The 15,897-nt window shown below is 39.1% G+C and carries 10 protein-coding genes; 2 read left to right on the top strand and 8 right to left on the bottom strand.

The features are described from left to right. Positions 1–117 precede the first annotated feature (117 nt). Positions 118–2,241: a putative ornithine decarboxylase gene (locus tag LACPOB_RS0103895; protein WP_017867522.1), complete on the bottom strand. Its 2,124-nt coding sequence runs from the start codon at positions 2,239–2,241 to the stop codon at positions 118–120. 365 nt (positions 2,242–2,606) lie between these two features. Here LACPOB_RS0103895 and LACPOB_RS0103900 point away from each other — a divergent pair, with 365 nt between their 5' ends. Further along, positions 2,607–4,058, top strand: coding sequence for an APC family permease (locus tag LACPOB_RS0103900; protein ID WP_017867523.1), 1,452 nt, complete (start codon positions 2,607–2,609; stop codon positions 4,056–4,058). A gap of 310 nt (positions 4,059–4,368) precedes the next feature. Here the strand turns inward: LACPOB_RS0103900 and mgtA are convergent, their stop codons facing one another. The 6 genes from mgtA to LACPOB_RS0103930 form a co-directional block, all read right to left on the bottom strand. Next, complete coding sequence (gene mgtA / locus LACPOB_RS0103905; RefSeq protein WP_017867524.1) at positions 4,369–7,017, bottom strand: magnesium-translocating P-type ATPase; 2,649 nt, start codon at positions 7,015–7,017, stop codon at positions 4,369–4,371. Positions 7,018–7,534: 517 nt separating this feature from the next. After that, a complete protein-coding gene (gene mmuM / locus LACPOB_RS0103910) occupies positions 7,535–8,485 on the bottom strand; it encodes a homocysteine S-methyltransferase (protein WP_017867525.1) in 951 nt (316 codons plus the stop codon). 136 nt (positions 8,486–8,621) lie between these two features. Continuing rightward, positions 8,622–10,550 carry a copper-translocating P-type ATPase gene (locus tag LACPOB_RS0103915; protein WP_017867526.1) on the bottom strand — a complete coding sequence of 643 codons (1,929 nt, stop codon included), beginning with the start codon at positions 10,548–10,550 and terminating at the stop codon, positions 8,622–8,624. Further along, positions 10,550–10,822 (bottom strand): cupredoxin domain-containing protein, encoded by a 273-nt coding sequence (locus LACPOB_RS0103920; RefSeq protein WP_017867527.1) that lies wholly within the window; start codon positions 10,820–10,822, stop codon positions 10,550–10,552. The genes LACPOB_RS0103915 and LACPOB_RS0103920 overlap by 1 nt, the downstream gene beginning before the upstream one ends. A 139-nt stretch (positions 10,823–10,961) precedes the next feature. Beyond that, a complete protein-coding gene (locus LACPOB_RS0103925) occupies positions 10,962–11,333 on the bottom strand; it encodes a cupredoxin domain-containing protein (protein WP_017867528.1) in 372 nt (123 codons plus the stop codon). A 27-nt stretch (positions 11,334–11,360) separates the two neighbouring features. After that, positions 11,361–11,798, bottom strand: coding sequence for a CopY/TcrY family copper transport repressor (locus LACPOB_RS0103930; RefSeq protein WP_017867529.1), 438 nt, complete (start codon positions 11,796–11,798; stop codon positions 11,361–11,363). A 233-nt stretch (positions 11,799–12,031) separates the two neighbouring features. Between LACPOB_RS0103930 and LACPOB_RS0103935 the strand changes: the two genes are divergently transcribed. Then, entirely contained in the window at positions 12,032–12,883 is an 852-nt protein-coding gene (locus tag LACPOB_RS0103935) for an aldo/keto reductase (RefSeq protein WP_017867530.1), read from the top strand. Between the two features lie 480 nt (positions 12,884–13,363). On the opposite strand, the gene LACPOB_RS0103940 is transcribed toward LACPOB_RS0103935, so the two are convergent. Next, entirely contained in the window at positions 13,364–15,895 is a 2,532-nt protein-coding gene (locus LACPOB_RS0103940) for a M1 family metallopeptidase (RefSeq protein ID WP_017867531.1), read from the bottom strand. Positions 15,896–15,897: the final 2 nt, after the last annotated feature.

Here is a 15,897-nt window from a genome sequence, read left to right on the forward strand (position 1 = left end):
AAATTAACAGTTTTTGTTTACAATCTAGGTTTTTTTAGTTTTGATGAAGATGAAATTATTACGAACTAGCACCACGCGTACTCCTTTTATTCTTTTTATTATTGGTCTTATTTACTCCTAAGATCCGTTAACTTTGTGCTCTATCTCGCCTTGTACTTTATAATGCCCTTGCTGATCTTTCTCATAGTAGACTCCTTGAATCTCTGGAATAAATCCAGGAAAATTTTCCATCACTCCAACTAATACTTTGAAATATTGCTGATCTATTTTTTGCCATTTTTCTCCTGGTGCAACAATAAACACTCCTGGCGGATAAGGCAAAGCACCCTCTAGCGCAACTTGACCAACAATGTCGTTCAAATCGCAAAGTTCATTTTGGTTTTTCTTAAAATTCAAATCAGCTTGCCATGGAGTTTCTACATAATCCTGCAAGTTATTCTTGGTAAATAAACCTTTTTGTAAATTGAAAGTATTGTTTTCTTTATAATACTCATGCATTTCATGGCAGAGATCATGTAAAGTGTACCCCTGATAACGCTCCTGATATTTTTCATAAAAATGCGGCAGGACTTCTTGTAGAGAAGCATCGGTTTCATAAGCATTTTCAAATTCCAACAAAGCGTCAAGCAGAGTATTCAAATTACTTTCTGAATCTCCAGGCGTTAATAAGAAAAGTAATGAGTTCAAATCATCCTTTCCACGAATAATCTGCTTTTCCAACAAGAACTCCGCTACAACAGCTCCTGGAATCCCATCAGCTAAATAACGCTCATTTGCAATGTCGATTCCCGGTGTTACGATCGTTAGCTTAAATGGATCTATCATTGCTTCACTTTTTACAGTATTATTGAAGCCATGCCAGTTAACACTTTTATCCAACTGCCAATATTTTTGCTGGACGGCTAATTGCTCAGTTGGAATATTTTGCCAAGCAACATTTTCATAAGTTAAAGGTACTAACGGTTTAAATATTTTAGAACGACGTAGTAATTGTTTTCGGAATTCAATACTTCTAACTAATAGATCTGACCACCATTTAGAAACACCTTCACTAGCTGCTAAATATGCATTAGTAGTTAAAGAAGCGTATATAGGATAGGAATAACTAGAGGTCACGTATTTCAAATAAGCATTGTTAAAATGTTTATGATCAACATATCGTGATTGACCTTTTATATGATGATCTTTTTTTAGGATCTGAGAAGTTTGTCCCATTCCAGCTTGTTGCTTATGGATGGATTGTGTAACTAAGATTCCCGGGTCATCTGGTCCATATTGTTGATTTAACGGCGATAGATCCTTGAGCAGTGGAACAAATTGTTCATATCCTCCCCAGGCACAGTCAAATAAAATATAATCACAAAGAGAGCCGATTTTTTTGATTATCCATTCTGCATTATAAAAAACACCATCATAAGTTTCAGCTTGAACGACTGCTAAACGAAATGGTCGTTTGGTCTTCGCTTTTGAAGGTTCTACCTTTTTGATTTGCTCTCTTAAGCTTTTCTCACTCAGATCATCAGGATTCATCGCCCCGATCAATCCCAAGGGATTGCGATCTGTTCCGACATATATCGGGATCGCACCACTAGAAACTAGCGCACTATTATATAAGGATTTATGATTGTTGCGGTCAAATAATACTAGATCACCAGGAGATAATAAAGCACTGGAACAAATTGTATTAGCACTGGTTGTTCCATTCGTACAAAAATAAACTTTATCAGCGTGATAAGCTTGAGCAGCGACTTTTTGAGCAGTTAGCGGTGTGCCGGTATGAGTCATAGTATCTCCCAAAGCAGCAACTGTATCACTGGTATCAGCCGTCAGCATGTTTTTACCAAAAAAACGATCAAATACTACACCGGCAGGATGCTTTTCATAATACTGCCCATTATGATGCCCAGGAGTTGTAAAACTAAGCGGTGTGGCCTTAGCGAATTTGATTAAATCACTTAAAAATCCTGGGATAGTTTTTTGTTCATATTTTTCAACAGCACTGGTAATTTGAGATTGAATCTCTTTTACAGCAAACGGAACAGACACCTCAATTATGGGAAAATGCAACCCTGAATCTTTTTGCAATTTTTGAAAAATTTGTTGAAAATGAAAGTCATCTTTTAAGCAAACAGCTCCAGCGATCTCGGCTGGATTTGTAACATCAGTTGGATCAATTCTTTCCCATTGAACGGGAATACAACTACTTAAAGCCTCAGGAGCGGCGATCTTTAAAATTTTCATGTTTTTCACGCTCTTTCAAGATTAGAAAATTTCTGTAAAAAAAAGTTAAAATGGCTTAATAGAATAGCTACAAAATATAGCAATACTTTTTCACCATGAAAATACATATTATACAGATTTTAAACTATATTTAGTCACAAAAATAGAGTTCAAGTAATAGAAACTAGATTTATTATACAACTTAAGAAGTAAAAGCTCCTTGTAAGTTTTACAATATAAATCGGACTTTGATGTTCCATTACTAACGATAACTATAAAATGAGGGATATTAATGTCTTTTTTTATTGCAGTTTATAAGCCTCCTAACAGGATAATTGGTTCTTAAAACAAAAAGAATAATCAATTAAGGAGCAAAATTATTAACTATGGAAGAATTACAACCAAACAAACACTATATGCACTGGACCGTAATTGCACTTTTAGATTTTGTAACAATAATCAGTTTCGAAAATATTTTTTACCCTTTTCAAAATCAAGGACTTTCGGTCGTTATCTCCTGGATCTTTCTTTTATTTACTTATGTTATCCCTTATGAACTGATTTCCAGCCAAATGAGTTTAACTTTTGATAATCAAGATGGCGGTCTGGCTTCTTGGGTTCGTCGCAGTAGCAATGATACTTTAGGTTATGTTACTTCGTGGATGTATTGGGTACAAAGCATACCTTATATTGTGGATGTTTCTAACTCGGTTATCGTTTCTTTTAGCTGGATGATTCTTGGCGACAACACTTTGGGACAAAAAATGTCTCCATTTTGGTTTGGCTTATTAACTTTCGGTTTGATCTTGATATTTATTTTATTGGAAAATGCAATCAAAAATTCCCTTGAAATTTTGTCATTGATCGGTGGCGGCGCAATGTTTATTATGTCCGCTTTATTTGTACTTTTAGCCGGCTATGCGTTGACCCAAGGGGCACACATCGCTACTCAACCATTCAATTGGCACTCTTTTATGCCCAATTTCTCTTTAAAGTACTTTTCAACCACTGGTCTTCTGATTTTTGCAATGTCAGGGGCCGAACTGGCAGCACCTTATGTAGTGCGCATGCGCGACCCTAAGCATGAGTTTCCTAAGGCAATGTGGTTACTAGCTATTATGACGGCCTTCTTAACTATTTTTGGAACTTTGGCACTGGCAGTTTTCTTTAATGGAAACCAGGTACCACACGATTTTAAAATGAACGGCCCTTATTATGCTTTTTCTTTGCTCGGCCAGCAACTCGGCTTAGGCAACATTTTGATGTACATTTTTACTGTTGTGCAAACGATCTTTATGATGGCTCAGTTGGCTGTGTTACTAGATGCAACTAGTCGCGTTTTTGCGGGTGATGTTGCTGATAATTTCATGCCTAAATGGGTAACTAGAAAGAATAAAAATGGACGACCGGTCAATTCGTATTTAATGACAACCGGTTTGAGTCTTTTTTTACTGCTTCTAACAGGAACACTGCCAGATATTAATACAATTTATAATTGGTTACTAAATATTAACGGCATTGTCTCTCCATACAAAACATGTTGGGTCTTTTTTGCTTTTATTGCTGTACGCTGGCAAGACAAGAAATTTCACTCAGATTATGTTTTTATTAAAAACAAGACAGGTGCTCTTTTAATTGGAGGCTGGTGCTTACTATTTACTTTTGTTTGTGCAACATTAGGCTTTATTCCACAGGAAGTTAAATTTGGAACCTGGGCTTTCACTCACCAGCTTATTTTAAACTTTATTACTGTTTTCGTTCTATTTGGTCTAGGCCTTGTCATGCCTTGGTTACGCAAACGAGAGCTGCGTAAAGAAAAGGACAGTGACGTAGCTTAAACTAAAGGACCATTAATTTTGGCCGGTAATTTTGTCACTAACTAATATGACCCTGCTAAAAATTATGTCCAGCGAAAGTGCTTAAAGCTCAAGTTTAAACAAGTATACTGGAACAGTAATTCTAACTGTGAATACAAGAACTGTATCATAATAGGAAAAAGGATCCTACTATGATACAGTTCTTATTTTTTTCTCCAAGATTAGTTTTTAAGTTCGTTTTGCTCGTCTGCCTTTATATGAAACTATGGCTAAATAATACGTTTGTTAAATCTCATAACTTCTTGGTGATGAGTTGTGACAGAGACCTGTCTCACAACCATTCTTGATAACGACTAATATATACTTTTTTGATTGCTTGAACAGCTAGACAGTATCCCAACAACATCAAGAGCAACCACGGTAAAAACGAAAATGGCAAAGCTTGCATATCCAATCCGATAGCAAGGTCACTAAATCCAACGACCAACGCTACAAAAATAATACTAAGAGAAGAGAATAATAATGGCTTAGCAGGATTGCTATGAACAAATGGTATCTTAGCCGTTCTGATCATATAAATGATCAAGATTTGTGAAACCGTTCCAAATACAAACCAACCACACTGAAAAATCGGCGCTAAATTGGTTGTATTCGCACCAACTATCCACCACATTACAGCAAAACAGATCACGTCAAAAATCGAACCCAAAGGTCCTAAATACCACATAAACTTTTCGATCGATCCGGTATCCCACTTTTGCGGCTTTTGAATATATTCATCGTCAACATTATCAAAAGGTATTCCCATTTGTGCAAAATCACATAGTAAATTTTGTGTCAGTATCTGAACCGGCAGCATTGGTAAGAAAGGGATGAAAATACTAGCAAATATCACCGATATTACATTCCCAAAATTACCACTAGTTGCCATCTTAATATATTTAATAATATTACCGAAGATCTGCCTTCCTTCAACTACACCTTTTTCAAGGACTAACAAATCTTTTTTTAGTAAAACAATATCTGCCGTTTCTTTAGCGATATCTACCGCACTATCCACAGAGATACCAACATCTGCTTGTTTTAAAGCCGGCGCATCATTGATCCCATCACCTAAGTAGCCGGTTGTATGACCTAATTCCTGCAATTTAGTAACTACACGAACCTTTTGTTCGGGCTCTAATTTGGCAAAAACATCGCACTTTTCGACTGCTTGAGCTAATCTGCTCTCATTCATTTTACCCACATCTTGGCCGGTGAGCAGTTGGGTGTTATTGACCCCTACCTTACCACAAACATTAGCTGCAACGCCCTCACTATCGCCAGTCAAAACCACAGTGCGAACCCCATGTTTGTCGAGCGCCTCAATTGCTGAGCTGGCACTTTTTTTGGGAGGATCAAGGAATCCGACAAATCCAAGTAAAACAACATCTTTTTCATCTGCCTCACTAAAAGTATCGTTATCAGGAACACCTTTTTTCCTTGCTACACCAAGTATGCGCAAGCCTTGAGAATTAAAATTTTCATAAGTATTGAGTGCTAATTTCCTTAGTTCTGCATTGAACGGCTGTACTTTGCCATCTATTTCTACGTATGAAGAAATGGCCAGCATTTCCTCAACAGCCCCCTTAGTCACAAGCTGACGCTGCCCTTTTCTATCTTCTAAAACAACACTCATCCTTCGACGGGAAAAATCAAAGGGGATTTCGTCTACACATTGATAAGCTTTTGAGATCTCATGTGAGTTGACCTCTGTTGCATGTTCAATAATCGCGAGATCGATCAAGTTCTTTAAACCAGTTTGAAATGAACTGTTCAAATAAGCATATTTTAAAACATGCGGATCTTCATTTCCGAACAGGTCCATATACTTTTCCAAAGAAACCGTATCCTCAGTCAAAGTCCCAGTTTTGTCAGTACATAGTACATCCATCTCTCCAAATGTCTGGATCACATCTAACGTTTTAACGATCGTTTGGTGCTTCGACATAGAAACTGCTCCTTTAGCCAAAGTAGAAGTCATAATGACTGGCAACATTTCAGGTGTTAGTCCAACTGCGACACTGATCGCAAACAACAACGAATTGCCCCAGTCCCCCTTAGTCAAACCGTTGATCACAAAAACTATCGGCAACATCAACAACATCATTCTAATCAATAAATGACTGACAGAATCTACCCCGCGCTCGAAACTGGTTTTTGCTCTATCGCCAGAAAGGCTCTCTGCCATTGAGCCAAAATATGTTTTGTCACCCGTCGATAATACGACTGCAGTGGCACTACCACTCACCATATTAGACCCCATAAAACCAATATCAGTTAAATCTGTTAGGACACCATCTTTATTGTTAGGTATATCGCTTAACTTTTCTACCGGATCAGACTCCCCCGTCAATGCAGATTGCATTACAAAAGTGTCTTGAGTTTTTAAAAAACGTATATCAGCCGGGATCATATCACCTGCGGCCAGTTGAACGATATCGCCGGGAACGATTTTTTCTGTTGAAATTGAAACAACTTTCCCATTTCTTATTACATCCGCCTGATTTGAAATTTCTTTTGCCAAAGTTTCAATTGCTTTGCTAGACTTTTGCTGCTGCACGAAAGAAATTGAACTGGATAGGAAAGCCAGTACTAAAATTATAATGACAGTCAAATAGTCCGCTTTCGCAGAAACAACTACATCAGTAAAATAGGTGATGACAGCAATTACCAATAAAATCAAATTAAACGGATCAAAAAGCGCTTCCGCCAATCGGTGAAAGACAGTGTCTGTTTCTCCTGTAGTAATTCTATTTGGCCCATACTTTTCGGACCTTTTTCGTACAACCTTATCCGTTAAACCAGACCGATCAACTGATAAACTAGCCAATAAATCTTTTTTAGACATGAAAGCCCAAGTTCTTATTTTAGCGGCCGCGTCATTTTTATTAAGTGCTATTTTCTCGGTTTGTTTCCTTCTCGTCCTATTAAATTTCACTGCAAATCCCCCTCCCTTTTCAGCTCCATCACATTAAGTTTAAATGAATAATACTACTCACATAATTAATAATTATTTCTTATTGATTCCTTGAGTAAATTGTAACATGGACATTAAAAAGGCAAATAGAAACGGCCCCTATAGGTGTGCAAGCCTTAGAGGTCTAATTTACATTTTTCTGTTTTTTAAAACCTTTCATTATTTCTATTGAATGGGACACTTTCAAATTTAACCGTTAATACATATGCCACAATAAGCGAAATAACTATCCAAAAAAGGCTAACAACAAGTACAAATGAAAAGCCTGGACTCAAAGTATATGAGGAATCAACTTTTTTGAGCCGTTCATAAATATAAATCAGCCCTGAAAAAATTAATGTATCTGTTTAAGCTCATTTAATTTCATGGACACAGACTCAATTGTTCCCTTCCACTATGCTAAGGGACATATAGACACTAGCAAGAAAATAACCTAATAAGCAAGTACGACTAAATTTCCCCTTGGTAAGAATTATTTTCATTCACTCTTTATTTTTTGAATGTTTCTAGCGATCTCTCCAATATCTGCCGGAGTCGTTTGACAACAACCTCCAATCAAACTAGCCCCAGCGTGTTGCCATTGTGGCACTAATTTAGAAAAGCTGGGTGTGTCATGATCGATCTGCCATCTTTTAGTGAGCGGATCATAAGTATCACCGTTGTTTGGATAGACGACCAATGGTTTAGTCGTTTTGGCCTGCATGATTCCTAGCAAGCCAGACACATTGGTCGGTGAAGTACAATTGACCCCGATCGCCACGATCTGATCATCATCAACAAAATAACTCACTCCTTGTTTAAGCGGCGTACCATCACACAACTTATCTTTGCCGTCAACACTAAATGATAACCAAGCCAACATCTCAGGAAACTCTTCGTACAAAAGTTCCGCTAACGCTTGCGTCTCAGCAAAATTAGGTTGTGTTTCAAAAGCAAACAAATCAACTCCCGCTTGTGCTAGAACTTGCATTCGTGGTCGATGAAAATTTTTATATTCTTCCTTACTCAATAAATAATCACCCGTATACTCACTACCATTTGCCAAATACGCACCGTAAGGACCGACACTGCCAGCGATCAATAAGGGGCGTTTCTTGTCAGCTGATAAAGTTTGGGCATACTCATCCCGCGCTTCTTGTGCGAGTTGCACCGATTTTTGAATCAAATGTTGACCTTCATCTTCTGAAAAGCCATGCGCTTCAAAGGCGGGCAGATTAGCTTGATAGCTATTGGTCAATACGATATTAGCACCTGCTACAAAATAACTTCGGTGTACTTCTTTAATAGCTGATGGCGCATTCAATAAAGCTGTCGCCGACCACAGGTCATTTGCTGTATCGATACCTTTTTTCTCTAATTCGGTGGCCATCGCTCCATCGACCACCAAGGGACCATTTGCCAAAATTGTTGCTAGTTGTTGTGCTTCCACTTGTTTCACCCCCCACCGTTTTTTCTTTAGTGTTATTCTAACAAGCTTGCCAGTTAAAAGTAAGTTAACTGTTTCTTATAATAAAAAAGAGACCCCATTTGCACAAATTTTGCCCAAATAGCGTCTCTCGTATTATTTATGCAGTTTCGACCTTGCTAGTGATTTTTGTCTTATTCAATAAAACTGAACTTGTCACCACCGATAACGAACTAAAGGCCATGGCCAAACCAGCGATCTCTGGACTCAATGTTAAGCCTAACCCATAAAAGACACCCGCGGCTACGGGGATACCCAAAACGTTATAGATAAAGGCCCAAAAGAGATTTAATTTGATCCGACCAAAAGTCTTCTTACTTAAAGCTAAGGCACGGTCAACATCTCGCAAGTCATTTTTAACGAGCACGATACCACCTGAATCGATTGCAATATCAGTCCCAGAACCCATGGCAATGCCGACATCCGCAGTACTTAAGGCCGGTGCATCATTGATCCCGTCACCAACAAAAGCAACTTTCCCACTTGCTTTTAAAGCTTGGACCTGGTCAGACTTATCACTAGGCATGACCTCCGCTACGACCTGATCGATCCCCACTTGGCTAGCGATCGCCTGTGCTACTCGCTGATTATCACCAGTCAACATGACTGTCTTCAAGCCACGTGACTTCAAAGCTGAGATCGCCTCTTTAGAAGTTTCTTTCGGTGCGTCTTGAATGGCGATCAAACCGATAACTTCATCATTCAAACCAACCAAGACCACAGTTTTAGCTTGATCTTGCAAACTAGCCATCTGACTTTTTAGCTTATCAGACATCTTAAAATCATGTTGTAATTTTTCATTACCAACGAAAGCTTTCTGCCCCGCTAGTGTGGCAGAAACACCTTGGCCTTCGATCGCATGAAAGTTTTCAGCTGTTTCAAATGAGATTTTTTTCGTGTGTGCCGTATCCATAATAGCTGTAGCCAATGGATGTTCCGAAGATTCCTCTAAAGAAGCAGCTACTTGCAGCACACGTTTGCCATCACCGATCACATCAGTTACTTGGGGCTGTCCTAAAGTGATCGTCCCAGTTTTATCAAACACAACAGTCTGCACGTCATTGACGGTTTCTAAGACTTCACCATTCTTGATCAAGATCCCCATTTTAGCACCTCGTCCAGTCCCGACCATCAAAGCAGTCGGAGTTGCTAAACCTAACGCACACGGACAGGCGATCACCACAACGGAAACCGCAAAGATCAAAGAGTTCGCGACACTAGCACCAATTAACACGTACCAGATCAAGAAAGTTGCAATCGCCACAATCAAGACAACAGGAACAAAAATATCCGAAACCTTATCCGTTAATTTTTGAATAGGAGCGTGACTATTTTGTGCCTTTTTAACAAGTTCCACGATCTGCGATAACATCGTATCATCACCGACTTTTTCAGCCTTAAAAGTAAATGTCCCGTTACTATTGATGGTAGAACCAATAACTTTGTCACCAACTTGTTTTTGCACGGGCATACTTTCACCAGTGATCATCGACTCGTCGATATTCGAATTACCACTCAAGATCTCACCATCGACGGCTACCTTCTGTCCGGGTTTAACACGGAGCTCATCGCCCACTACGATCTGATCGATGGGTAGTTTGATAAATTTGCCATTGCGTTTAACTTCAGCTTCCTTGGCTTGCAGATCAAGTAACTTTTCCACGGCATCCGAAGCATTATTACGCATCTTCTCTTCTAAAACTTGGCCCAATAAGATAAAGGTAATGACAAAAGCGGCACTTTCAAAGAAAACTTCTTTACCAGAAAACATCGCATAGATACTGTACAGGTACGCCGTCGCTGTTCCCACGGCCACTAATGTATCCATGTTCGAGTGGTGCTTTTTAAAAGAAGCCCAAGCACTTTGTAAAAATGGTCGCGCCGACAGTGCCATCACGATCGTCGTCAGAACTAGCATCGTCCACTTACCACCAGGCAACATCCAACCTGTCAGCGGCATCAAGATCATTTCCACTAGCATTGGCAAAGCTAAAATCAGCGAGATCCAAAAACGTGTCGTAATTTTCATTATTCAACAACTACTTTCCCGAAAAACATATCCATCCCACAAGAAAACTGAAATTCGCCTGCTTTATCAGTCGGTACTGTAACAGTTTTTGGCTGATCGAGCGGTAATTCTTCTTCAAAACCTAGATCTTTAGAATGAACAACATCCAAACAACCTTTTTCATTAGTACGTGTAAAAGTTAGTTCTGCTGGAATACCCTGTTTAAATGTCACGGTTTCTGGATCATAGCTACCTGCAACCTTAATATTTGCTTTTTGTATTTGTTCACTCATGATAAATTCCTCCTGCTTGTTGTTGTGTGTATTTGACTATTTATTGAACTTACAAATGATCAGTTAAGTTTGAACTGAACATTCCTTTTAAAGACTTGCGTTCAGATAACTTCCATTTGTACAAAACCAACCACTAGTTTTATTTGATCACGATCTTGCCATGGAACATATCCATACCACAGGCCCATTCATATTCACCGGCCTGACTTGTATCGATTTTAACTTCTTTTGTTTCGTTTTGAGGTAGTTCCTGGTTTATCCCGAAATCAGGAAAAACCACGCGATCCAAACAACTGGAAGGATCTTTGCGTGTAAAATTAAGTGTTGCCGGAACACCTTGTTTCAATACAACTGTTTCAGGTGAATAACCGCCATTAACTTCAACGTCAATACTTTGATTATCTGCGGCAACATCCGCAATCTCAGATTCTGTTTCGTGTTTGCCGAAGAACCACCAAATAATGAAACCAACCAGCGCTAAGCCTACTATTGTTACGATGGTTTTAGTCATCATAGATCTCCTTCTTTCTTGTAACCATTAACAGCAACTATCTTTTCCTGGCAAACAGTTGCACTCCACTACTTTAGGTGCTGTTCGCAGTTTATTAGCCAAAACTGCTTGCATCTGCTTGATATCAGCCTGACTTAAATTTGTATCCCTAATCAACTTCGTGATCTCACTGCCTTTTTTCATGTTACACATACGTGAAAACATTTCCGCAGTCATTTGATCCATTGCATCGCTTTCTGTGATGTTAGGCGAATAGATAAAGCGTCGCCCGTCCTTTACCGTAGTTAAGGCACTCTTGCTGACCAAACGTCGCAACAAAGTTTTGACCGTAGACTCGGTCCAATCTTTCTTGGCTTTGATCAAATCAATGACCTCACTACTACTAGCTTTGCCCTTTGTCCAAATGATCCGCATCAACTCCCATTCGGAAGTAGTCATTTCTGTCGCATCAACTACTGCTGTCATGTGTTCATCTCTTTTCGTTTACATCTGTAACTTTTCAATTAATATCCTACACTTATATTTACATTTGTCAACAATAATTCATTAAAAATTTTCATGATGCTCTGCCAACAAATAACGATCTCTGACTAATCTTTCCAACCAAATAAACGTACTTTAAGTTAGTTTGTTTTACATTGATCCGAGCTATTTATATAATACTGATATAACACAATTTGAAAAGCGAGGTTTTAATAATGGATCTAACAAGCACTTATACCTTAAGTAACGATGTACAGATCCCAGTCGTTGGTTTTGGAACATGGCAGACCCCGGATGGAGAAGTTGCTGAATCTTCCGTTAAGGCAGCCATCGATGCTGGTTACCGCCACATCGATACTGCAGAAATGTATGGCAATGAAAAAAGCGTAGGCCGTGGTATTAAAGCAAGCGGCGTTGACCGTGACCTGATTTTTATCACAAGCAAGTTAAGTAATGATAACCATACTTACGAAGAAGCAACTGCTGCTTTGGATCAATCTTTAACAGATCTAGGTATCGACCATTTAGACTTATTTTTGATCCATTGGCCTAACCCAGCTGCTTATAGAAATGACAACTGGGAGAAACATTTACAAGAAACATGGCGTGCCTTGGAAGATGCGTATAAAACTGGCAAAGTCCGCGCGATCGGTGTTTCTAACTTCCGTCAACACCACTTTGAAGTTTTGGAAAAAACACAAACGATCACACCAATGGTCAATCAGATCCACTTATGTCCAGGTGACCATGACGATAAATTAGTCAACTATTGTCGTCAACGTAACATTTTATTAGAGGCTTACAGCCCACTGGGCACAGGAAAGATCTTTAGTGACCCAACCTTACAAAAATTAGCTGATGAAACCAATCATTCGATTGCCCAGGTTTGTTTGCGCTGGTCCTTGCAACATGAATACCTACCATTACCAAAATCTGTACACGAGGATCGGATCGAAGAAAACGCCAAGGTTTTTGATTTTGAACTAAATGACACACAGATGAAAAAAATCGACGCTTTAGTCGGTGTCGCTGGTTATGGCGGCAACCCAGACGAAGTTGGATTCTAAATTATGTAAAGATAGCGAGACAAAAGTCGTTTTGAAGCCGGTATGCAACGCCGTTTATGCCATTTTTGGCCGTAGCAAAGCGCAGGACAGGAATGGTGTAAATGGCATTACATTGAGGATTCAGACTTTTGAAACGCATTTATGCTGTAAAAATTAGAAGCGACAATTTGATTATTTTTAGCAAAAAAAGAGGGGCTGGGACAAAACTAGCTGTGTGGTTATAAAAGGGCCATCGATCAATCCCATTAAATGGGTTAAATCGATGGCCCTTAAACGTGTTCCAAAAGATTGAAGCCTTACTGTAACAACGATTGCGTTATCCTGGTTCTTCACTTCGCTACGACCCAAAATAACGCAATCATCGTTACAAATCGGCTTCAAAGCATCTTTTGTCTCACTCTCTTTTTTTGATATATTCCCAAAAATTCCTACTTAATAAATTTCAGTTAAGAAGTTTGCGAAGTGGAATTTTTTTATTTTTTAATTATTGAATACGAACAACCTAACTGCTTGATTCACCGCTTCTTTTTCATCCTCGATCAAGCTAACTCGGCTTTCAATGACCTTTGTATCCATCTGGATCTCACGAGTCAAACCTGGTGTATTGATCTTTGGTTCAAAGAATTTCTTGAACTCATCCAGACGCTGTGATGTCTTGAAAATACCAGAAGTAACAGTAATAAAGGTTGAAAACTCCATGTCGCCGCCAACAGTATCTTCTAACCACTGCCAGTCATTTCGAATCCAATCCCAGGCTAGTTGTTGACCGTTATCATTAGCTAAAACACCACGGTACCAAGCACGCAGATCTTGAGGTTTGATAACTTCACTATTTTCATACTGGTCCACGATCTTGGCTAACAGTTCCTTATTAGGTGTCATCGGTAAAGCAACACTGATATCCGACTTATAGCTACCATCAGAAGTTTGTGTGTAATCATTGAATAACTTCGTCAACAATTCAAAACTACTATAATTTTGGACTTCGTTTGCCAAAACGTAAACTCGAATATCAGCTGGCAAAGCAACTAGATTCTCTTTATTGGATTCAAATAAACTGTGTGCTTCTGTGATCGAATCTTTATTCTTAGCATACAAAGCAGCATTCAAAACATACGGACGGGTCAACTGATCATCGATCGATTCATCATATTTTGGTGTCCAGCCTAAGCGCTTAACTTGTTCAGTACTTAATTTGTCAAATAATTTACGCAAATCACTTTCCTCAGCTGAATCAGATGCGACGAATTTCTTCAAATTACCAGCAACCTGATACAAAGCAGCGTTAACCACGTTAGACTTGCTGTTAGCAAAACGTCCTAACAATGGAACTACGCTAGAATACGAGATCTGCCGGCCTTCAGCTAACAAACGTAGGTCTTGTAGTAATTGTAACTGAGAGATTGGATCAAGCGTATCGCTGTTATCCAAAATATCATTTAATAATGCTTCGTCATATTTGACGATAAAGTGTGATTCATTACCAACATTCAAACGGAAAGGTGCGCCAGCTTGTTGACGTAATTCATTGTAATCGCCCAGTACGATTTCTCTGTCAGCCATGATCTGTGGCACAACATCATAATTACCGTTTAACGGGATCTGCCAAGAACGGCCCTGATCTTTACCTTCACCAATGAAAAATTGTTGCTGTGACAAAATCAATTTGCCATCGACCACACTAGCTTTGACCACTGGATACCCAGGTTGTTCTAACCAAGTATTCATGATCTTTGCCAGATCGATCCCTGCGGCTTGTCCTAAAGCATCCCATAAATCACTACCAGAAGCATTACCATAATGATGCGCTTCGAAATAAGCTTTCAATCCCTTACGCAAAGCGTCATCACCAATCAATGAGCGAACCATCACTAACATGCGCGAACCCTTAGCATAAACGATCGCACTGTCAAATATCGAATCGATCTCAGCCGGTTTTTCAACTTGAACATGGACCGATTGTACACCATCAGTTGCGTCCCGTTGCAAAGCAGCGGAAGCTTCAGATGTTTGGAATAATTCCCAAATGTGCCAGTCAGGTTCTAAGGCATCAACGGCCACATATTCCATCATGTTAGCAAAACTTTCGTTTAACCATAGGTCGTCCCACCATTTCATGGTGACTAGGTCGCCGAACCACTGGTGAGCTAATTCATGAGCGATCACCGTTGCGACCAATTCTTTTTTCTCAAGAGATGTGTTGTCTGGATCAAGGACTAAGTAAGCTTCACGGTATGTGACCAAGCCCCAATTTTCCATTGCACCAGCAGAAAAGTCAGGTAAAGCCAACTGCCATGAATGTGGTAATGGGTACGGTGTCTGATAGAAGTCTTCGTAAAATTCGATCGAACGTTTAGCGATATCTAGGGGAAAATCTAATTCTTTTCGATCATGTGCTTTAGTTGAAAAGACACCGATCTTCACGCCACTTTTAGTAGTTGTAAATTTGCTTTCCATTTCACCAAAAGCAAATGCAATTAAGTAAGTTGACATCTTGACAGTACGGTCAAAATAATGCACACCATCGTTCACTTCGATTTCCGGCATGTTGGCGATCACAGTTTCACCTGGTTTTTCGTCAAATTTAATGGTCAAATCAAAATTTGCTTTAGCTTCAGGTTCGTCCACACATGGGAAAGCTTGACGTGCAGCTGTAGTTTCAAATTGTGTACCGATCAATTGTTTCTTTTGACCATCAACTTGATAATAAGAAGGGTAGATCCCCATCATTGAATCAGTCAGAGGGGCCGTATAATCGATCGTCAATGTTGTTTTACCAGTTTGCGGCAATTCAAGCGAGATAATTTCTTCTTCATCATCACTTGTAAACGGAACTCTCTTATCATCTACCAAAACATCGGAGACTTTTAAGAACTTCTGATTAACAGCGATCTGGGTACTTTTAGCAAGGCCAGAGATCTTCGTTTGACCAGTGATGATTTTAGAACCACGATCAATATCTAAGTAAACCTTGTATAAATTGGGGTGAAAACTATCATATAAACGTGTCAAAT

It is taken from the genome of Ligilactobacillus pobuzihii E100301 = KCTC 13174 (assembly GCF_000349725.1).
GTDB classification, from domain to species: domain Bacteria; phylum Bacillota; class Bacilli; order Lactobacillales; family Lactobacillaceae; genus Ligilactobacillus; species Ligilactobacillus pobuzihii.